General features: G+C 41.8%; 18 protein-coding genes. 11 read left to right on the top strand and 7 right to left on the bottom strand.

Annotation, left to right across the window (positions count from 1 at the left end; genetic code table 11):
• Positions 1-66 precede the first annotated feature (66 nt).
• Both V7K45_RS05035 and V7K45_RS05030 read right to left on the bottom strand, forming a co-directional pair.
• On the bottom strand, positions 67-525 hold the full coding sequence (locus tag V7K45_RS05035; RefSeq protein ID WP_335000988.1) for a cupin domain-containing protein: 459 nt from the start codon (positions 523-525) through the stop codon (positions 67-69).
• Positions 526-685: 160 nt separating this feature from the next.
• Positions 686-1066: a hypothetical protein gene (locus V7K45_RS05030; RefSeq protein WP_335000986.1), complete on the bottom strand. Its 381-nt coding sequence runs from the start codon at positions 1064-1066 to the stop codon at positions 686-688.
• A gap of 424 nt (positions 1067-1490) precedes the next feature.
• Between V7K45_RS05030 and V7K45_RS05025 the strand changes: the two genes are divergently transcribed.
• Positions 1491-2450, top strand: a complete 960-nt coding sequence (locus tag V7K45_RS05025) for a VOC family protein (protein WP_335000984.1) — start codon at positions 1491-1493, stop codon at positions 2448-2450.
• 23 nt (positions 2451-2473) lie between these two features.
• Here V7K45_RS05025 and V7K45_RS05020 read toward each other — a convergent pair whose 3' ends face one another.
• Together V7K45_RS05020 and V7K45_RS05015 are read right to left on the bottom strand one after the other, a co-directional pair.
• Positions 2474-3016 carry a DoxX family protein gene (locus V7K45_RS05020; RefSeq protein WP_335000982.1) on the bottom strand — a complete coding sequence of 181 codons (543 nt, stop codon included), beginning with the start codon at positions 3014-3016 and terminating at the stop codon, positions 2474-2476.
• Positions 3013-3918 carry an SMP-30/gluconolactonase/LRE family protein gene (locus V7K45_RS05015; protein ID WP_335000980.1) on the bottom strand — a complete coding sequence of 302 codons (906 nt, stop codon included), beginning with the start codon at positions 3916-3918 and terminating at the stop codon, positions 3013-3015. The genes V7K45_RS05020 and V7K45_RS05015 overlap by 4 nt, the downstream gene beginning before the upstream one ends.
• 586 nt (positions 3919-4504) lie before the next feature.
• On the opposite strand from V7K45_RS05015, the gene V7K45_RS05010 reads away from it, so the two are divergent.
• The 4 genes from V7K45_RS05010 to rppB all read left to right on the top strand — a co-directional run bounded on the left by V7K45_RS05010 (position 4505) and on the right by rppB (position 9471).
• Positions 4505-6079 (top strand): GMC family oxidoreductase, encoded by a 1575-nt coding sequence (locus V7K45_RS05010; RefSeq protein WP_335000978.1) that lies wholly within the window; start codon positions 4505-4507, stop codon positions 6077-6079.
• Between the two features lie 32 nt (positions 6080-6111).
• Complete coding sequence (locus V7K45_RS05005) at positions 6112-6477, top strand: hypothetical protein (RefSeq protein ID WP_335000976.1); 366 nt, start codon at positions 6112-6114, stop codon at positions 6475-6477.
• Between the two features lie 871 nt (positions 6478-7348).
• A complete protein-coding gene (rppA, locus tag V7K45_RS05000) occupies positions 7349-8080 on the top strand; it encodes a two-component system response regulator RppA (RefSeq protein WP_335000974.1) in 732 nt (243 codons plus the stop codon).
• Positions 8081-8115: 35 nt separating this feature from the next.
• Entirely contained in the window at positions 8116-9471 is a 1356-nt protein-coding gene (gene rppB / locus V7K45_RS04995; protein ID WP_335000972.1) for a two-component system sensor histidine kinase RppB, read from the top strand.
• A gap of 117 nt (positions 9472-9588) precedes the next feature.
• Here rppB and V7K45_RS04990 read toward each other — a convergent pair whose 3' ends face one another.
• Positions 9589-9957 (bottom strand): nuclear transport factor 2 family protein, encoded by a 369-nt coding sequence (locus tag V7K45_RS04990; RefSeq protein ID WP_335000970.1) that lies wholly within the window; start codon positions 9955-9957, stop codon positions 9589-9591.
• A 181-nt stretch (positions 9958-10138) separates the two neighbouring features.
• Here V7K45_RS04990 and V7K45_RS04985 point away from each other — a divergent pair, with 181 nt between their 5' ends.
• On the top strand, positions 10139-11116 hold the full coding sequence (locus V7K45_RS04985; RefSeq protein ID WP_335000968.1) for an aromatic ring-hydroxylating dioxygenase subunit alpha: 978 nt from the start codon (positions 10139-10141) through the stop codon (positions 11114-11116).
• Positions 11117-11460: 344 nt separating this feature from the next.
• Here V7K45_RS04985 and V7K45_RS04980 read toward each other — a convergent pair whose 3' ends face one another.
• Complete coding sequence (locus tag V7K45_RS04980) at positions 11461-12213, bottom strand: TspO/MBR family protein (protein WP_335000966.1); 753 nt, start codon at positions 12211-12213, stop codon at positions 11461-11463.
• Between the two features lie 156 nt (positions 12214-12369).
• Between V7K45_RS04980 and V7K45_RS04975 the strand changes: the two genes are divergently transcribed.
• The 5 genes from V7K45_RS04975 (at position 12370) to V7K45_RS04955 (ending at position 19496) form a co-directional block, all read left to right on the top strand.
• Entirely contained in the window at positions 12370-12987 is a 618-nt protein-coding gene (locus tag V7K45_RS04975; RefSeq protein ID WP_335000964.1) for a hypothetical protein, read from the top strand.
• A gap of 998 nt (positions 12988-13985) precedes the next feature.
• Positions 13986-14267 carry a Nif11-like leader peptide family RiPP precursor gene (locus V7K45_RS04970; protein ID WP_335000962.1) on the top strand — a complete coding sequence of 94 codons (282 nt, stop codon included), beginning with the start codon at positions 13986-13988 and terminating at the stop codon, positions 14265-14267.
• A 238-nt stretch (positions 14268-14505) separates the two neighbouring features.
• The gene (locus V7K45_RS04965) at positions 14506-14796 is read left to right on the top strand and encodes a Nif11-like leader peptide family natural product precursor (RefSeq protein ID WP_335000960.1); all 291 of its coding nucleotides are present in this window, start codon (positions 14506-14508) and stop codon (positions 14794-14796) included.
• Positions 14797-15051: 255 nt separating this feature from the next.
• Positions 15052-18360, top strand: coding sequence for a type 2 lanthipeptide synthetase LanM family protein (locus V7K45_RS04960; protein ID WP_335000958.1), 3309 nt, complete (start codon positions 15052-15054; stop codon positions 18358-18360).
• A 467-nt stretch (positions 18361-18827) separates the two neighbouring features.
• Positions 18828-19496 (top strand): HAD family hydrolase, encoded by a 669-nt coding sequence (locus tag V7K45_RS04955; RefSeq protein ID WP_335001045.1) that lies wholly within the window; start codon positions 18828-18830, stop codon positions 19494-19496.
• 261 nt (positions 19497-19757) lie between these two features.
• Here the strand turns inward: V7K45_RS04955 and V7K45_RS04950 are convergent, their stop codons facing one another.
• Positions 19758-20195, bottom strand: a complete 438-nt coding sequence (locus V7K45_RS04950; RefSeq protein WP_335000956.1) for a DUF6918 family protein — start codon at positions 20193-20195, stop codon at positions 19758-19760.
• Between the last annotated feature and the right edge of the window lie 30 nt (positions 20196-20225).

Below are 20225 nucleotides of genomic sequence, written 5' to 3'. Positions count from 1 at the left end.
GTAGGCGCAAGCCTATTTTTAACAGGATGATGGTTAATAGCGAGCGCTACTAATCCAAATTGCTAGTTACCTAAATCGACACGATTGCTCTATAATGGGAGTCTCTTCGAGTTGTACCATTATCAGAACAGCTGGTGCATCGCCTACTGTTCCAGATAAGTGACCCTTATGACCTTGCGCGTCTGCTTTTGTACCCTGGTCTTCTCCAAATGAAATTTCGCCAGGGCCCATCTCGACTCGCTGGCCATCCATAGTCTCTACAAACCAGCGTCCCGACAGTGGGATGATCCACTGAGGTTTCGGGTTCTCATGCCAGTTGCCAACCCATCCTACGGGTAGCACAGTAAAGGTGATTGTGGCACCGGACTGCTTTAGCTTAGAAAGCCATTGAGGTGAGGTATCCGGCGCTATACCTTTCTCGATGAAGTCCTCAATTTGACAACGAGACTGGTGACTTATACCGTTGTGGTCAGTCCAGACATGCCAGTAGTCAATTTTTGGCTTATGTGATGAGTTATTCTGCATAAAAATGGCTCTCTTAGATTGTGCGGTTATGTTACGACATTGCTACATTGATGTATTTTCGAGTAGAAATTCTTAACAACGAATTATGAAACTGCAACCATGTAATTGCGTCCTTATCATTTGCTACCGTTAATCCAGAAAAAGGGAAAACTAATTGACTCTAGCTTGTTCCGTAGTAGGGATGATATGGAAGTAGGTTTAATGTAGTTAACTCATCGCGGCGCATTTCGTGCAACATTTTGCCCAGTTGGGCATCGTGCCAATCATCCAACTCAGTTGCCTGGAGTTGAGCCAGTTTCAGTAAGGTGCTACGGGCAAATTCATGATAAACTGCGATCGCTTGCAAGCTAGCAATTATTGAGTCACGTCCAAAAACGGCAACAAACCAGGGAATACCAGCAGCAGGCATCCAAAATTGATGTCCATTATCATCCACTTCAATGCGTAGCGCTCCCATATCTGCGATCGCTTCACCAATCCCAGAACTGCCACCTGTCACAAGTGCTTTTTGACCTTTAAGCAGATAAGGGGAATAACTCATAATACTTTTTCATAATTTTTGCTATGTATTTTCATTTGCAAAGTTTGAGGATAGCTGAATTAAAAACTTATGATTGAATCCAAATTGAAACAAGCTGTCCTACGTTGAAATTTTTATACTAATTACACATTTTGCTTATGTGTTTAATTTTTGACAGCTATTTTGGTGATTCTGGCATTACTTTAGAGGTTTGCAAGAATGAACGCTTCTAGCCATTGGAATAATAAATATCTCTACCGAAAGAACTATAAAAATTTCATCACGATTTCATTATTGGATTAAATCTTTAAAGGATGAAGTCAGTTGAATGTATTTCTTAAGCTAGAGATAAATTTTATAATATTTTTTATATTGATTGATTTATACAAGACTCATATTGAATTTTTGCGAAGCTAGTACAGAATAACTACAAAGTCTGTTGAATATGTCTAGTCAAACCGATGTACAAGTACAAAGAATTAGAGCTATTGGCTTAACAGTGACAAACTGCAATCGCTCTTTGGATTTCTATACACAAGCACTTGCTTTTGAACTCGTTTCTGACATTACTGTTGAAGGACAGGATTACAGCGACTTAGAAGGTGTGATTGGGGCAAAAATTCGCATTATAACTTTACGATTAGGTGACGAACTTATCGAGCTGATGGAGTATCTTAATATTCAGGGTAAACCCATCCCCAACGATTCACAAAGTAATGACCTGTCGTTTCAACATCTGGCAATTGTAGTGAGTGATATGGATCGCGCTTATGCACAAGTGCGTTCATTTCCTATTGAACCAATTTCAGTTGCTCCCCAGACAATACCACCTGAAAATGAAGCATCTGGTGGTGTCCGCGCTTTTAAGTTTAAAGACCCTGATGGTCATGATTTAGAGTTAATTTGGTTTCCGCCTGATAAAGGACAAGATAAATGGCATCAAAATAGCCATAGCTTGTTTTTGGGAATCGATCATAGTGCGATCGCTATTTCCAATACCGAGCAGAGTCTACACTTTTACCGCTACCTCCTGGGAATGCAAATTGATAGCCGCAGTCTCAACTGGCGTGCAACCCAATCTCGCTTGGATAATTTACCAGGAGCCGAAGTCAAAATTACAGCACTGCGACCTGTTCAAGATGGCGTGGGAATTGAATTGTTGGACTATATTGTGCCTGGAAAAGGCCGCCCAATGCCGAGTGACTGGAAAAGTTGCGATATTGCACATATCCAAATTGAGCTGGTTGTAAATAATCTTGAGCAGTTAGCGGATAAGCTACGGCGTAAGGGGGTTCAGTTTGTATCGTTGCGGGTTGTACAGTTTGCAGATAGTACAAGTCCTTACCGCCAAGGTTGTTTAGTTAAAGATCCTGACGGACACGGAGTCTTGCTGATTGTGGAATGAGTCAATCGAAAGTTAAAAGCCTTTTATCGTCCAAAAATCAAAGCATCAAGCGAATAAGCACCAGGGCCTAAAACTGCGATCGCAATCAGCATCACGCAGTACATGAAGGCTTTTTCCCAACTTGGCGGTTCGCCTTGTCCTAAAGGCCCTTGATACTGATCTTCTGGAATTAAGTATGGATCTTGGGCTACAAAAGGTTTACTTCCAGAAATGTGTAAATATATTGCAAAAATCATTGAGCAGAGAATGGGCAATGTCGCTAAGAGTGTCAGAAATCCCACAATCAGAAAAATTCCGCCACCTAACATCGATGCAGCTGATAATAAGCAAAGAAAGATAGGCATTTTTAGAGACTCAGCCCACTGCTGAAGATGCGTTATCTTTGGATAGCCGTGTAGTATGAATAACGCACCAATGCTAACTCTTAGTAGTAAAAGTGCTAATCCTGGGAATCCGTCAGGATAAATGTTATAAAGCGAACTTAATAAATATGGCCCAAGCTGTGGAAAATTAAATGAACCTAGAAAAAAGGCGATCGCTACACCAATCGCAAATTTATAAATCATTGTTGTACACCACGGGTATTAAGGTCGATAGCATATAAGGAATGACCTGCTGTGATAAATAGGCGATCGCCTTCCTTACCACCAAAAGTCAGGTTAGCGGATGTCTCCGGTACGAGAATTTTTCCTAAGCGAGTTCCATCGGGAGCGTATATCTGCACGCTATCCTGAGAACTAGTAAAAACATTGCCATGTTCGTCAACCCGCAGCCCATCCGGTTGTCCTGGTTCAATGACTGCAAATACACGCCCATTTTTTACATAGCGATCGCCCACAACCTCATAGACACGAATATGGTGAGGTCCCCCAGGAATATTAAACGCAGCTGTATCTGAAACATACAGCATGCTTTCGTCTGGACTGAAAGCTAACCCATTCGGGCGCACCATGTCTGTTACTACAGGATAAATCTCACCTGTTGCTGGATCAAAGCGATAGACGTAACTTCCAGGTTGTTCCTGTTCGCCGCCGTAACCTTGGTTTGGCTCGGTAATCCCATAAGGCGGATCGGTGAACCAAATCGTGCCGTCACTTTTGACTACTAAATCATTTGGACTGTTCAGGCGTTTGCCTTGGTAGCGATCGACTAAAACCTTCCATTCACCATTGTCTTCGCGTCGGATGATAGCACGCAAACCAGATGAACACGCAACCAGACGACCTTCTAAGTCTCGATAATTACCGCTTTGGTAATCAGATGGATCTCGTAGGACAGTCACATTGTCAGTGGGACTCCACCGCAACAGGCGGTTGCCGTGAGCATCGCTCCACACAACACTGTCATCTTCATGAAAGTAAACAGGCCCCTCGCTATGGACTGCACCATTGGCTAGCTTTTGAAGTGAGGCTTCTGGACGTATAATAGCACGCAGGCGATCGTCATAAATCTCAATGGCTTCCGGCATAGAAATCTCCTGTTATTTAACTTGGCTACTGACGATAAATAGCAGGTTTAAATTAATACTAAAATACTGAAGATATATATTTAACATTGAACCATAGATATAGATTGCACCAAAAGACTATTTTTGTTCAAAACAAAATTATTTTTGTTCAAAATTAAATATTTTTTATTACTTTTTTTGTAAAGAGATTATATAGCTAATTCATACAATAAAAATAAAAAATGAAATTAAAATGAAATACTAACCTGTCTTTAAGCATAAATAAATATTAATCCATTAGAGAGAAGCAATATTGTAATTAAAGTTTTAGTCTAAGCATAAGAATCTATCTTTAGAGCTATTTAAATTTTGATAAAACTTATAAATTCACAGGACTTCCGTACAGTCTACCAATTCTCGGCGCTCTTGGCATCTTCTCTACGAAAGGCTGCGCGTTGGCGAAGCCTCTCGCAGAGAAGACGGTTCGATAAATTAAGCTTTTTAGCAATTTTCGCGTAAGTCAAGATTAACTTAAAATATTGCAAAATTACTTTGTGGCATCAAAGAAATTAAACCGTAATTAATATGAAACTACCAATTATCAATTATGGCTAGCATCACAGAACATTACGACATCATTATTATCGGTACAGGAGCAGGTGGAGGTACATTAGCCCACCGCCTTGCACCTACAGGTAAAAAAATTCTAGTACTGGAAAGAGGCGACTTTTTACCGAGAGAGAAAGCTAACTGGAATCCAGAGGAAGTCTATCAAAAACACCGTTACCATACAGATGAACAATGGTATAACAAAGAAGGTAAAGCCTTTCAACCTCAGACAGGCTACTGGGTTGGCGGCAATACCAAACTCTACGGTGCAGCCTTAATTCGATTCCGAGAACGAGATTTTGAAAGGGTAATTCATAAAGGAGGAATTTCTCCAGAATGGCCTTTGAAGTATCAAGACCTTGAGCCATACTACACCCAAGCAGAAAAGCTATATGACGTGCATGGACAGGAAGGAGAAGACCCCACCGAACCACCTCGCAGCGAACCATATCCCTATCCGCCAGTCAGTCATGAGCCAGATATGCAGTCTCTTGCTGATGGCATTCGGGAACTGGGTTACTACCCATTTCACCTACCACTAGGATTAAAGCTCAATGAAAGCGATCGCACCAAGAGTCCCTGCATTCGCTGCGATACTTTTGATGGATATCCCTGTCTAGTACAGGCAAAAGCCGATGCTGAAGTCAACGCCATTCGTCCGGCTCGTGAAAAGTATGCTAATCTCACCCTTTTAACTAACGCCAAAGTTTTGCGGCTGCATACCAGTGAGTCGGGGCGAGAAGTGACGAAGGTAGAAACTGAAATTGGAGGTGAGCAACATTGGTTTACCAGCGATATTGTGGTTGTTGCCTGTGGTTCTGTCAACTCAGCTGCTTTGCTGTTACGCTCTGCTAATGACAAACATCCTAACGGATTAGCAAACAGTTCCGATCAAGTGGGGCGGAATTTCATGAAGCAACTGGAAACGGCCATAGTTTCCATACACCTAGAGGTGAATCACGCCAACTTTCAAAAAACCATCGCTGTCAACGATTTTTACTGGGGAGAGCCAGATTTTCCTTATCCGATGGGCATGGTGCAGAATACAGGTAATGTCCTTGCCGATATGATTCCTGGAGAAGCACCCCCACTAATGGCTCCATTTGTCAAGCTGATTCCTCATTTTGAGCGCCATTTGCTGGCCGAGCGATCGGTTGGCTGGTGGTTGCAAACAGAAGACTTACCAGACCCAAATAATCGGATTCGGATGGTGGGCGACAAGATTCATGTTGACTATACACTGAACAATATCGAAGCAAGCGATCGCTTAATTCACCGTTGGACATCTGTACTCAAGTCAATCCCTGGTTCTGCTAAACACGTCCTGCCATTTAGTCTTTATCCACGCACTCAGCTACCAGAACAAGCAGTTGCTCATCAATGCGGTAGTTGTCGATTTGGCACAGATCCCAAAACCTCAGTCCTGGATCTAAATTGTCGTACCCATGATGTCGATAATCTTTATGTTATAGATAGTAGTTTCTTTCCGTCAAATTCCGGTGCTAACCCAACACTCACAATTATGGCAAATGCTTTGCGCGTAGGCGCTTATCTAGCTGAACGTTTGAAGTAGAAAGTTTATTATTTCTTAGGATGGACAAATTTATGAACGAGCAACAGACTGATTTAGAAACGCAAAATCAAAACTCAACAGAAACATCATCCTCTAATACTCATCCTATTACGACGGGATTGGGAGTTGTAGGAGGCGGGATTGCTGGAGCCGCACTAGGTCGCTCAATTGGTGGTAAAGTTGGTGCTGCAATTGGTGGAGTTGCAGGTGCGATCGCAGTTGGAGTTGCAGCCAATGAACTGGTAGGATACACCGAGCAATTCATTGAAGAACTCCAACCAACAGTAGGCTTAGGATTAGGAGCCGATCGTAAACCCGTTGAACTACCCTCTCACTATTCTTGGGAAGAATTACAAGCACTATCAAAACCTCAAGGTGAAAAAATGCAAGCTACCTAAGCCAAGAAATTTATAGGACTTACGCAATAACTCTCTGAAACTCTTATTCCTAACCTTCGGGAACGCCAATGTTCACTATTACGATCGTGAATACAATTTTTAACGTATCCCGGGAGTCCCCACCTTTAATGTACTCATAAGGTGGGGATAGGATTGCATCTGATATTGATTTAATGCAAGATTGCTATTTCTACTTTATTATACCTCTTGCAAAAATCGTTGAGTCACCCCTCCCCAACCCTCCCCGATGTGTTGGGGAGGGAGCAAGATTTCAAGTTTCCCCCCTTTATAAGGGGGGATTAAGGGGGGTAGATTCGACTTATGCAAGAGGTCTATTATCCAGGGAAACCAGAGGTTTACCGTTGACGAATTCGCGCAAAATTGGGAAGTCATCACGGACTTACTCGGCAAGTGTTTTTTCTTTATTAACGATCATTTTTTCAAGTGAGCGTTATGAAAACCTATGGACTATCAAGTAAGATAATGTTGTACACCCTTCATGCTGCTAAAAGCCCTATCAGCAATGGTCACAACTACAACGGTAAAAAGTAAACTTCTTATAGTTTAATAACCTTCGTCAGAGAGTTGAAAAAATACAGTAAAATACTCATTCAACAGCTTTAGTTTTTCCTCTGTCTAGTTGTAGAAGCAATTAAATAATTAAGTGTTGTAAAATATCTCTCCCTAAAACCAATCTTTTAGAAAGGAACAGACAGTCAAAACTCTTTTGAAGAATAGCGAAAGCTGAGTTGGTGTGCCTCCTACTATTGAAAGAAAAAGTGTCTCTAGCCCAAGAAATAGAAAAATTTCATAACAATTTCACTTTTTCGTGAAAGCGTAATTAAAGGAGGCTCTTAGCACTGGGTTGACTATGCGACTTATATTAGTTGAGGATGAAGTAGATTTAGGTGCAGCAATCAAACAAGTCCTGAGCCATGAGGCGTATATAGTGGACTGGTTTCTAGATGGTAATCAGGCATGGCAATATCTAGAAACTGGCTGGACTGAGTATACACTGGCGATTTTTGATTGGATGCTGCCTGGAGTTTCGGGGATAGAGTTGTGTAAATGGTTGCGCGATCGCCAATTAACTCTACCTGTATTAATGCTAACGGCTAAAGACCGGATGGAAGAGAAGATTATTGGTCTAGATAGCGGTGCGGATGATTATTTGGTTAAACCCTTTGATATGGCAGAACTGTTGGCAAGATTGCGAGCATTACAACGGCGAGCCTCTTATGTCGGAGCAACGCTGACACCTCAAGTCCAACCCCGACGCTTACAAGTAGGTTGTCTGACGCTCAATTACAGCACTCATCAACTTATTCGTGAGTATGCTCATGGTGAAAAGCAAGTATTTTCACTAACTACCAAAGAATTTCAATTATTGGAATATTTCATCAGGCATCCTAACCAAATTATCAGCCGCGACCAAATTATCAATCAACTTTGGGAAATTGGTGCAGAACCAGTTAGCAATGTCGTAGCAGCACAAATTCGCTTATTGAGACGCAAATTAGGAGAAGAAGACAGCGAATCTTTAATTGAAACTATTTATGGTGTAGGCTATCGCCTCAACATTCATGCTGCTGATTTTTGCTAACTTGACAGCAATACTTTCAGCAAGGGTTTAAAAATATGGAACGCAATCCCATTTTCCACCAAACTCGGTTGCGGCTTGCGGCTTGGTATACCCTTGTCATGGGCGGTATTTTAGGGCTATCTAGTTTGGGAGTTTATAGTGTGGTTGCCCATACCTACTATGAAACCATAGACCAGGGATTGCAATCAGTCGCAAACGCACTCCATAAAAGTATTGAACCGGCTTGGCAACAACCCGGACAATTACAACGCCTGAATAAAGAATTTTCTTTAGAATTATGTGTGGCTCAGACTAATTGTTTGCCTAAAACAACATCCATTAAAAAATCGATCGCATCAGCGGCGAATCCAGTTAATTACTATATCCGTTTATTGGATCGCTCAGGAAAACTTTTTGCTAGTGGAGGCATGGAGTTTGACAAGTTACCGATTACCTCAACATTACATAATTGGCAGATATTAACAGATTACTCTGGCACTCGATACCGCGAAATCACTTTACCTTTGTATACTCAAAACCAGGTTTCGGGTTATCTACAAGTAGCGCGTAGCATCACTGATTTAGACCAACATCTTACTTATTTAAGATTAACTTTGGTGTTGGGATTACCAATTTCCATGATTTTCGTTGGTTTGTCTAGTTGGTGGTTGGCAGGAAGGGCAATGCAACCTGTATATCTTTCCTACCAACAAATGCAACAATTTACTGCTGATGCTGCCCATGAGTTTCGCACACCTTTAGCAGCAATGTACTCTACTATTGAAGCTGCTATCAAGTTACAGCAAGAACCAAAAGCCAATGGTGGAATTTTAGATGTACTCAAACGCCAAAATCGGCGACTATCACAATTAGTTGGAGATTTGCTGTTATTAACGAGGATAGATCAAAAACAACTAACAGGAGAATATCAGCCTTGCTGTTTGAATGATATCATTAGCGATTTAATTGAGGAATTAGCATTTTTGGCGGTAGAGACTCAGGTGAATCTCTCTAAGCAGGTGCAAGTCTCAGAAAAATTGTATGTGATGGGAAATGAAGATCAGCTTTATCGTTTAATTTCTAACTTAATTGTCAATGCAATTCAAGCAACATCTAGCGGTGGAAAAGTCACGGTTTTTTGGGAAAAAAGTGAGCTTTACGCCATAATTAAAGTTCAAGATACAGGAATTGGTATTGCCCCAGAACATCAACAGCGAATTTTCGATCGCTTCTACCGAGTAGATCGCGATGCCTACGGCGGGCTGCGCTTACGCTCTCGCACTTCTGGCGGTTCGGGATTGGGATTAGCGATCGCAATGGCGATCGCCCAAGCACACAAAGGTAATATTCACGTTCAGAGTCAACCTGGGCTAGGTAGTACATTTACCGTTCGACTTCCTCTTTCACCGTGATTTATAAAAATAAATGTTGCTATTTGCAAATTTGTGCCAGCCAAATAACCATCTGTTGTAACCAGATAAATATGGTTGTTGAAAAACTGCACAAGATTAAAACTAAGGCTTTTTAATTCACAAAACCTGAATATCCATTTGTCGGATTAATCCATTCTCGATAGTGTAAATATGCTGAACCATTTGCTCGTGTATCAAGTTTCCATCTAGATCGTGTACTACTTGATGAACAAGAACCACTATCCGCTCACTTTCATCAAGTTGAAAACCTTGAGGTTCAACATGAGGATCGATTAAGCTCCACTGGCGAGTCCAATAATCACGCACCGCCGCATGGCCGCGAACATATCCGCCTTCCATACCATTCGCCCATTCCACATCAGAGTGCATCAATGCGAGAACGGAATCAATATGACGGGCGTTGAAAGCAGCATAGGCTTTTATCAGTAAATCCTGCTGTATTTGAGTTGGGGTTTGCTGCTCCATTGTTTTGTTTTCCATCGCTTTGATATAGGACTTATACATTAACCTAAATTTTCCGCCACTTTGAGTTTTTGCATACATGGGGATCGCACATTTATCTGTTAACAAATCCTAAAAGTGCTTTAATAGTTTTTCCACAGGATGATTAAGATATAGGTATTTGACCTGACGGGTGTCGATACTCATGGTGCAAGACCAGATTTTGCTGAATGATTGGCATGTAATAGCGCGATCGCAAGACCTCCAACCTGGAACAGTTCTGCACAAGCGCTTATTAGGCTCAAATATAGTGCTTTGGCATAATGGCGACAAAGTTTTAGCTTGGCAAGACGTTTGTCCTCATCGTGGCGCTCGTCTTTCTCTAGGATATGTCAACAAAGATACTCTTGTTTGTCCTTACCACGGTTTAGCCTTTAATAGCGAGGGAAAATGCGTACTAGTTCCGGCTAATCCCGAACAATCGCCCCCCGCCCAAGCTTGTGTTAAAACTTACCAAGTTCAAGAGCGTTACGATCTGCTCTGGGTTTGTTTAGGGACGCCAAAACAAGACATAGCTCCGTTTTCTGAGTGGTACGATCCGGTCTATCAGAAGATTTTCTGTGGCCCTTACTACTATCACTCTAGCCCTTTGCGGGTGCTGGAAAATTTCATCGATCCGGCACACTTCCCAATTATGCATTCGGGATTATTTGCCCACGCCAGTCGTCCTGAGTTGACGCACTATGAATTAGAGTCTCTTCCAGATGGGATTAGTTTCAAATGTGGTTTGTGGGAACTAGATTTTAATTCCGGTAATCCTCTGTCAGCACCAATGATTTTCAACACTTACGATTACCGGATTTTCCGTCCGCTCGTAGCATACTTTAAACTTGGGCCTGGAGATCGGCGTTTAAATATCTTCTATACAATTACACCAGTCGATGAAGATGAGTGCGTGGCGCAATATTGGTTAATGGTAAAGAGCGATCGCGAACTAAAAGTGGAAGTCTATCTAGATATTCAAAATCAAGTTGCTAGTCAAGATATTGCCATTGTCGAGTCCCAGCAACCCCGACGCTTACCTTTGGATTTGCAATCAGAAGTACATTTACCGAGCGATCGCTATTCTATAGCATACCGAAAGTGGCTCAAACAACAGGGTGTTACTTTCGGCACTATTTAGAACTTGGCGATGCTTGTCACGATTTATGATTAAGAAAAAATATTTAGATAAAATTGCTTTAGAAGCTAACTTCTTAAAGAGTTAAAAAAACGGTAAATTGTTAATTACTCTACCGTTTTTTATGTATGTTAAATGCGTTATATCATGTCCGCTTGATTACTTATTAAACCTGAATAACCCCACCCCACCAAAGCTATGCTTTGTCTGCACTCCCCGCTCTTCGGGAGGGGTTGGAAGTGGGGTGCAATGACTGTGGAAATCATAACTATTTATCCGTAGATGATATTAATCCAAAGTCAAGTAATATTTTTCCTAGCTTTCATTTCAAGATTAATGTTGGATATTTATTGATCCACAAGTGTGAGTTTTAAAGGATACAATGGCTCAGATCCATTTAATTGCCAAATTCTCAAGACCAAGACAGCAGCTACAGTTAACCACACACAAGAAAACGATAAAGTCATTCCTGCTATAGGATTAGTTTGCCAATAAATTGCCGTCACCACCACAGCAGATAACCAAGGGCCTAAAATAACTACAGGTACAGCAGCACCTAATCTCCGTTCTACAGTAAAAATCGTATTCCAAGTATCCCCTAAAGCCAGATGTACCACAAACAAAATTAAAGGCAACACTAAAAACTGGTGATTCATTTGCTGCCAAACCAAGACAGAAGAAATCACCCGCAAAACAGCAATTATCATCCAAACTATGGGAAATGCTAAAGGTGGAGGAGACCATCTTGGTCTGATTACCTGGTCATAGGTCTGACGAGAACGGGTATTATCTAAAAGGGAAAAAATTCGAGAACGGATACTTAATAGAGCAAAAAATAATCCAGCCAATAAAGTGCTAACCCAATTGGGAAAAGAAGAATAATCGATGAGCATTACTAATTTTTCCATTCCCAATAACACGAGAATCATGACTAATATTTGTAGAATAGTCCCTAGTGTATAAACTAAAACTGCCCTGATATCTAGTTCTTGTGTAGTAGCTATTGATGTGTTTGGAGACTGTGGTTTATTCCCAGGTTTTACTCCCATCACTGTATTAACAAACTGTTCAACTATTCCACTATTCTGGGATTTATTCATAATTAAGAGATGGTGCGTAGTTGGTAATTAGTAGTAAGAAGTCATTATATGATATTCTCATAGTTAAAAATAATTTGGTTAAGCTCTTTTAATATCAGAGTTGATAAGTTCCGAATCTAATGTACAGTTTTTCGTAAGTGATATTGAGGAAAAAACGTGGAATTTCAGAATTTATTGTATATTTTTACTCTAGTAAATATTGCCACATTTGCTCTGAGTGCACCTGTATTTGCTCAAATCACACAGGCTCCTTTTAATTCTTCACAGTCAAGTTGTCGTGCAACTAAAGTAAGTACTCCAGTTTTCAAAGAACCTTCAACATCATCCAACGCTATCAGAATATTGTCGGCAAAAACAAGGATTACTTTAGCATATATACCAGTTAGTGGAGATAGATTTGTCAGAATTAAAGCTCCGACTTCAGGGTTTATTCAAACTGCTGCGCTGAGATTTTGTCAGCCGAATAACAACGCTCAAAATATATCGAGTAAACCTACTATTGGCAGTGTATGTCGGAAAATTGTCCGACAGGAAACTATACGTCGCCAACCAAGTACAAGAGAACCTTTTATTACAACACTTTCTCCAAATACAGTTGTGTTTGTGAACTTGGTTACAGGTAATATAGTTAAGTCATACAAATCTGAGAATTACATTTGGGTAGAAATCGACCTTTCTAGAAGTTTCCCTGGAGAATTATCTGGTAATGGTTGGATAGTCAACACTGACTTAGTAAATACTCCTGGATTAAGTAGTTTGGCTTATTGTAGTTAAGTATCTAGGCATAAATAAATTTATTAGACTTCTTGCAGAAGTAGGGAAAAGGGTAAGGGGGAAAGGGAAAAGGAATAAAAAAACCTTTCCCCTTTGACCTTCCCCTTTTACCGCCTCTTGCAAAAGTTACTTTTGCAAGAGGTCTATTGTTTGTAGTAAGGACTTTAGTCCTGATAATCCTTGCTCTGAGCGATAAATTGCTTACTACAAACTAGGAGTTTATTTTATATTTAATTATGTCTATCTACTTCAGAGAATCACAACATCATCTAATCCGGCAGATGCTAGTAGTGTGCCTCTAGTTTTAGTAGCAGGATAAAATGCAACATCTAACGCTCGTTCTTCATGTCCTTCCAGAGTAGTGAGTAGAGTATTATCCAGTTTCCAGAGTTTCTCCTGACTGTCTAATCGGTATATTTAAGCTTATCGACTAAGAATTTTGTTAGGATTCAAGCTTTCAAATTTGTTTTATATACCAATCAGACAGTCAGATATTCTAAACCCTTAATCTTAAGGTCTGTTGCCCACTTCTACCTTAATCTTCTGGCTAGGACAGCGCCAACTCGCACCACCAAGACCAACGTTTGTGCAACCTTGGGCTTGCATTGCATCCTCTGGACAATCAATTGTGAGGCAGAAATAAACCTCGTCTACCTTGAGAACCGTAGTTTTGTAGGTTGGGTGCAGCGATAGCGTAACCCAACATAAAATTTGGTGGTAATGTTGGGTTGCGTTTCACTCCACCCAACTTACATAAACATATCTTTTAAAAAACTCTAGGTTTCAACATAGATGAGGTTTACATCGTACATTGCGATAGATATCGATGTCATTCCCGAATTAATCTGTGCTGAAAAATTTTTCCGCAATCGTAACTATTTCCCCTAGTTCTCCCCTATTTATTTCTAAATTCAAATCAGAAAAGCAGAGAACACCGCCCCAAACAAGCGCGCAATCTCTGCCGTATAAATAAGTCAATAAAAATGGAGAACAAACCTATGCTACACCAAATTAAAGAATTGCTGCAAAACGCACAATTACAACAGCAAGTAAAAGCAGCAGCTAACCAAGCAGAAGCTATCAAAGTGATAGCGATCGCGAGTGCAGAAAAAGGTTATAACTTCACAGTCGAAGCTATTTCTCAAATGCTGGCAGAATTAACATTTGTGGATTCCAACGAACTGAGTGAAGAAGAATTACTTAGTGTTAGTGGTGGAATGATGGCTGATAGTGCGCCTAAGCTATGCCACACAGAAGGCTGTGGTGGCGGACACTGCTAAAAAAGGTATGTAGCTTCTCTTTCTCTTTGGCATTGTAACCTCCAAGGTCAGGTTGTTTTTCTAAAAGAGCTTTTTAGATCCAACTTTTCCAATATTTTAATTTGGATAATTTCCATACCTGGTACAGAGGCTCAACTCAGAAAGAGATGCTGCATAACAAATTCCCTCTTTGCTTTTTTCAGTAAGGGGGAGAGGAAATCTCATCAATAATTATTACCACCAATAGGAGAATCTAATTATGTTGTCAGAAATTAAAAACCTACTCCAAAACACCCAGTTACGTGAGAACATGCAAGCAGCAGTTACCCAAGCAGAAGCCATCAAACTGTTGTTAATTGCCAGTACAGAAAAAGGTTATAACTTCACGGTTGAAAGCGTAGCTCAAATACTGGCAGAGTTGACCTTTGTGGACTCCAACGAACTGAGTGAAGAGGAATTACTCAGTGTTAGCGGCGGGATGATGGCTGATAGTGCGCCCAAACTATGTCATACAGATTCCTGCGGTGGTGGACACGCTGGTTGCTGCTAAAAAAGTATAGACCTCTTGCAAAAAGCACTTTTGCAAGAGGGGGGTAAAGGGTAAAGGTTAAAGGGTAAAGGTTTTTTCTTTTCCCTTTCCTCTTAACCGACAAGTATTGAATTCCTTCTTTGCTTTTTTATGAAGGTAAAGAGGGAATTCCATTCATAATTCTCACTAACTTTAAAAAAATATAATTCTTACTCCTAATTTCTGCCTTATCCCATTGATTCCTCTGTTTTAACTCCCACTATGAGAAATCCAGCTATGGTTCAACAAGTTGTTCGCTTATCCCAACAGAAAACATCAGACGATTTAAGGGCGATCGCTGCCAATGCTAGCTTTCTCTGGGAACGTCTTGATGAAAACAGATTTGCAATTAATGGCGATCGAGTCAACGAACAAGAAATTAACCGTCGGCGCGATCGCTGGTGTCAAGTTGCAGCAGAAGGTAAATTGGATACTTTGCACAAACGCTTACAGTGGGAAGGGCTAGACCTCGATACTGTTAGTTCCAAATTGGGAAGTATCGAGTTGCTTGCCGATCGACCTTTGCCTGAGTGGGCAGAAACGTTGCAGCAAATCATCCAAACCGCTACAGGATTCAATTCTGCAACCGAAATATTTCTACCAATCGATTCACAAAATCCGATCGCTTTTGAAGATATCCTTTTGCCTGCTATCTTGGTAGCCAGGCAGCAATTACTGACTCGCTGCGACAGTCAATTCACCCAAGAGTCTCTTCCCTTATCGATTCTTTCTCAAGCTGCTTACACCTCTTTGGAACGTAGTCTACTGCAACGATTAGCAGGACTTTGCACTAAGACATTAGATTTTGAATTTTCTCAAGTGCGTCCCTTTGGTCAAAGCTTGCTCGGCTTACTAGGACTGGAGACAGAAAGCAATAACACTCACTACACCAAGTTCGTCAATCAACTCCTAGAAGATGGAATGCTGACGTTCTTCCAGAAGTATCCAGTTCTCGGTCGGTTAGTGGCAACAGCAGTCAATTTTTGGGTTGAGTTCACTGCTGAATTTCTCGAACGTTTAGTTGCAGATAGGACAGATATTCAACGAACTTTTGATGAAGCGATCGCCCCATTTTCTCAAAACAAAGTTACCGAAATTCAAGCCTCTATTTCCGATCCGCATAAGCGCGGACGAACGGTGATTTTGCTCACCTTTGAGTCTGGACTTAAACTTGTTTATAAACCCAAAGATTTAGGACTAGAGGTTGTCTTTAACCAATTTTTGAATTGGTGCAATCAACACAGCAATCTCTTAGATTTTAAAGTCATTCAAGTACTTGAACGCAACGGTTACGGTTGGGTGGAACATGTTGAACAGTTACCTTGTGTTGATGAAGCAGCGGCGAAACGATTCTATAAGCGTTCTGGGATGTTGTTGTGTGTGCTTTATGCCCTTAGAGCCACAGATTGCCATTACGAAAATTTAATTGCCAATGGCGAACATCTGGTGCTGATTGACATGGAAACCCTGCTGCACCACGAACCGAATCTCATTGAAGACTCACCGCTTACCCAAGATTTGGAAACAACCGCCACACAACAATTTTGGGATTCCGTACTCCGCACCGGACTTTTACCGCGTTGGGACTTTAGTGGCGATCGCAGTGTTGCTTATGATATTAGCGGGCTAGGCAGCACAGATCCCCGATTATCTCCCCGCAAAGTGCCGCGCTGGCAGAACATTAACACAGATAATATGCATCTGTTATCTGAGCCTGTAACCTTGCCGATTGGGAAAAATGTGCCGTTTTTGGGTGAAGTTCCTCTGTCTCCAAACGATTATCAACTGCAAATCACTACTGGGTTTGAGCAGATGTATCGCTTTTTGATGGCGCACAAAGATTTCTTGATCTCAAGCCAAAGTTTGCTATCTGCTATGCAAAATCAGCAGGTGCGCTTTATCTTCCGCAACACCCGCATCTATGGCATCATTCTCCAAAAAGCTTTAGCACCCGATTACCTCAAACATGGCGTAGATTACAGTATTCAACTCGATGTTCTCAGTCGTGCTTTTCTAGTGGCTCAAAATAGACCGAACGCTTTTCCTATCTTGAGCGCAGAACTCCGAGCAATGGAACAATTGGATATTCCCTTCTTCACGGCTAGCGCGGTAGTTGATGAACTGAGTTTAAATGGTTCTTCTTCCATTCCCAACTACTTCAAGCAATCCAGTTACCAAGACCTACTCAACCAGTTACAATCTCTAGATGAAACCGACTTAGCTCGACAAGTCGCGATTATTCAAGGCTCCTTCGATGCCAAGATTGCAACCACTTACAGCCGCCAAGGTGGGCAATGGCAAGGGGAATCGTTACCGTTGCTGAGTTCAGAACAATTGATTGCCGAAGCCAAAGAAATCGCCACCCAACTGGAAACTAGAGCCATTTCTGACCCTGATGGTAGCGTTAACTGGATTGGCTTAGACTTTGTGCCTCGCGCCGAACGATATCAACTGCAAGTATTAAACAATTCTCTTTGTGATGGACGCTCTGGAGTTGCCTTGTTTTTAGCTGCACTGAGTCAAGTAACTGGTGATTCCCGTTACCGCGATCTAGCATTTAGAACATTGCAATCTCTGCGTCGCCAAATCCACACCATCGATCCCGAAACTTGGGAACGCATGGCTCGTTTCATGGGCGTTGGGGGTGCAACAGGTTTAGGATCGATGATCTATAGCCTGGTGAAAATTAGTCAATTACTCAACGATGCAATGCTGTTGGCAGACGCTCAAGTATTAGCCGATTTGATGACGCCAGAATTAATTGCTGCCGACGAACACTTAGATATTATGAGCGGAGCAGCTGGGGCAATTTTAGGGCTATTGTCTCTGCATCAAGCCACAGGAGAAGTAACCGTTTTAGAAAAAGCGATCGCCTGTGGACAACATTTAATTAACCGTCAAGTTAGCCACAACGGTGCGCCCAAAGCTTGGCATACTTATTGGGATAAGCCCTTAACTGGCTTCTCTCATGGAGCCGCAGGCATCTCCTATGCCTTGCTCAGACTTTATGCCGCTACCTTGGAGGGCAAGTACTTAGAAGCAGGTTTAGCAGGAATTGAGTATGAGCGTAGCGTCTTTTGCCAGTCCACCGCCAACTGGCCCGACTTCCGCAGAATGGGACAACCAGGACAACCTGACTTTGCAAATAAGTGGTGTCATGGTGCAGCCGGCATTGGTTTAGGACGCTTAGGCAGTTTGAGAATCGTGGAAACGCCGGAAATTCAACAAGAAATTGAGATTGCTCTCCAAACTACTCAGAATTTTGGCTTACAGGCGATCGATCACTTGTGCTGTGGCAACTTCGGTCGGGCGGAAGTGCTGTTAGTCGGTGCAAAAATCTGTTCCCGTCCTGATTGGCATCAAATTGCTCACCAGAATGTAACAAATGTTGTGGCTAGAGCCAAGCAAACTGGAGCTTATCAACTGTTCCCCAACTTACCCAATTCTGTATTTAATCCTGGCTTTTTACCCGGTATATCTGGAATTGGTTATCAATTGCTGCGTCTGGCTAACAATGATTTGCCTTCAATATTGTTATGGGATTGAGCTAGAGACGCGGTAAATCGCCGTCTCTACAATAGACCTGCCTTGAAAATAAGCCAGGAGGCAGTGTTTCGACTACGCAGCAGTTGAGCGTAGTCGAAACTCAACAACCAGGCAGGAGAGGAGGCAGGAGGAAAAGACATTTTCATTGTTCCTTGTGAGCGAGTCTCTTGCAAAAGTGCTTTTTGCAAGAGGGGAAAAGGGTAAAGGTTAAAGGGGAAGGGGACAATACAGAATTTTTTCCCCTTCCCCTTTTCCCGACTTTTGCAAGAAGTCTAATAATCAGTCTTTCCTCTTGACGGCGATTTCTCTCGTCCTTGCGATCTATAAATTTTCATCAAAAAACCTTAACCGAACCGTATTGGAACCAATCTCTTCTCTAACCCCCTTCTCCTCTCATAGGATGATGAAGTAAACTATTTGCCATGCCATCATCAGCTAGTGAAACAAAACGTCAGCCGAGGTTTTTCATGGCATTAGAAGGGGTGATTTTAGATATTGATGGCACACTGGTTTTAAGTAATGATGCTCATGCAAATACCTGGGTAGAGGCATTTGCAGCTTATGATTTGGAAGTGCCATTTGAAACAGTTAGACCACTCATGGGCATGGGTGGAGATCAACTGATTCCCAAAGTAGTGCCAGAATTAAATGGTGAAGAAGGAACTGGCAAAGCGATCGCTCAACTACGCAAAAAACTATTATTTGACAAATATATACCGCAAATCACTGCTGCCAATGGTAGCAGAAACTTAATATTAAAGATGCAAAAATCGGGATTGCATCTGGTTGTCGCTAGTTCAGCAAGTTCTGAAGAACTTGATATTATGCTCAAAATTGCCCAAGTAGATGATTTGCTAACGGAAGTCACTACATCCGATGATGCCGAAGCATCTAAACCTGCTCCTGACATTGTAGAAGCTGCCTTGAACAAAGGGCAAATGACACCTGAAAAAGTAGTGATGCTAGGAGATTCGCCCTACGATATTGAGTCTGCCGGCAAAGCAGGGGTAGCTGTGATTGCTTTGCGTTGCGGTGGTTTTAGCGATGAACAACTGTCGCAAGCGATCGCAATTTACAACGATCCAGAAGATTTACTACAGCACTATGACTCTTCGATTCTGGACGCAAATGCTTAAATACTACTAAAAGGGGAAGCGATTCTCCAGAGGAGAGGCTACGCCAACGCAATCGATTCATTAACAAAGCTGTGCAATATTATACTAATCAAAAAGCCTTAATCAATCTTGGAGAGCACTTAAAAGAAGGAGCCATCCAACGGGCGGGAATTGATTTGGAGTTGGTGAAGTTTTGAGGCGATATCTGATTAAAAGCTACTTTGCATCTGCGCTTCCCACTTTTCTAGAAGACGCGATTAATCGCGTCTCTAACCCTTTGGTTCAGACCTTAGTGTAATTGTCGATTACCTTGGCTAAATCTGGCACTGCTTCCTCTACGTGCTTTTTGGCTGAACCGCGAAGTTTTTCATAGGTTCCTCGCACGATTTGGCGGTTTGAGTTCTTGACTCTCGCATCGGTAACACCCAGTAGCGCGTCTGCTGTATCAGAGCGATTCGCACTCAAATATTCAACTGGATCGCCTTTCTCTACGCCTTTACTCCAGATGGGATCGAGAGCTGTAAAGCATTGCGGTAATATCTGCTCAACGACATGGGGAATATACCCTGGCTTAACCCCTTTCAAAGCAGCAAAGGCAGTTTTCAAAGCGATGCCGCTCATGCCTGACTTGGATGCAAGCTGTCCTTCAATCATGTTGCAACAATCATCTATGACCATAGCCTTTTTGGTCGGGTTCAAAAGTCCGTCGCTAAGTCCCATTTCACTCTTCCTTATCTAAGTACTTAATTC

The sequence above is a fragment of the Nostoc sp. genome, assembly GCF_036917375.1.
GTDB lineage: Bacteria > Cyanobacteriota > Cyanobacteriia > Cyanobacteriales > Nostocaceae > Nostoc.
Note: the sequence above shows the minus strand (reverse complement) of the source record. Positions and strands in the feature narration are given on the sequence as shown.

What these genes read in the sequence shown, in the direction of transcription:
- V7K45_RS05030 (WP_335000986.1), bottom strand. Translation starts at nt 1,066, where the DNA reads ATGAGTTATTCCCCTTATCTGCTTAAAGGTCAAAAAGCACTTGTGACA.
- V7K45_RS04970 (WP_335000962.1), top strand. Translation starts at nt 13,986, where the DNA reads ATGCTACACCAAATTAAAGAATTGCTGCAAAACGCACAATTACAACAG.
- V7K45_RS05025 (WP_335000984.1), top strand. Translation starts at nt 1,491, where the DNA reads ATGTCTAGTCAAACCGATGTACAAGTACAAAGAATTAGAGCTATTGGC.
- V7K45_RS05020 (WP_335000982.1), bottom strand. Translation starts at nt 3,016, where the DNA reads ATGATTTATAAATTTGCGATTGGTGTAGCGATCGCCTTTTTTCTAGGT.
- V7K45_RS04950 (WP_335000956.1), bottom strand. Translation starts at nt 20,195, where the DNA reads ATGGGACTTAGCGACGGACTTTTGAACCCGACCAAAAAGGCTATGGTC.
- V7K45_RS04990 (WP_335000970.1), bottom strand. Translation starts at nt 9,957, where the DNA reads ATGGAGCAGCAAACCCCAACTCAAATACAGCAGGATTTACTGATAAAA.
- rppA (WP_335000974.1), top strand. Translation starts at nt 7,349, where the DNA reads ATGCGACTTATATTAGTTGAGGATGAAGTAGATTTAGGTGCAGCAATC.
- V7K45_RS04965 (WP_335000960.1), top strand. Translation starts at nt 14,506, where the DNA reads ATGTTGTCAGAAATTAAAAACCTACTCCAAAACACCCAGTTACGTGAG.
- V7K45_RS04985 (WP_335000968.1), top strand. Translation starts at nt 10,139, where the DNA reads ATGGTGCAAGACCAGATTTTGCTGAATGATTGGCATGTAATAGCGCGA.
- V7K45_RS04980 (WP_335000966.1), bottom strand. Translation starts at nt 12,213, where the DNA reads ATGAATAAATCCCAGAATAGTGGAATAGTTGAACAGTTTGTTAATACA.
- rppB (WP_335000972.1), top strand. Translation starts at nt 8,116, where the DNA reads ATGGAACGCAATCCCATTTTCCACCAAACTCGGTTGCGGCTTGCGGCT.
- V7K45_RS05035 (WP_335000988.1), bottom strand. Translation starts at nt 525, where the DNA reads ATGCAGAATAACTCATCACATAAGCCAAAAATTGACTACTGGCATGTC.
- V7K45_RS04960 (WP_335000958.1), top strand. Translation starts at nt 15,052, where the DNA reads ATGGTTCAACAAGTTGTTCGCTTATCCCAACAGAAAACATCAGACGAT.
- V7K45_RS05015 (WP_335000980.1), bottom strand. Translation starts at nt 3,918, where the DNA reads ATGCCGGAAGCCATTGAGATTTATGACGATCGCCTGCGTGCTATTATA.
- V7K45_RS05010 (WP_335000978.1), top strand. Translation starts at nt 4,505, where the DNA reads ATGGCTAGCATCACAGAACATTACGACATCATTATTATCGGTACAGGA.
- V7K45_RS04955 (WP_335001045.1), top strand. Translation starts at nt 18,828, where the DNA reads ATGGCATTAGAAGGGGTGATTTTAGATATTGATGGCACACTGGTTTTA.
- V7K45_RS05005 (WP_335000976.1), top strand. Translation starts at nt 6,112, where the DNA reads ATGAACGAGCAACAGACTGATTTAGAAACGCAAAATCAAAACTCAACA.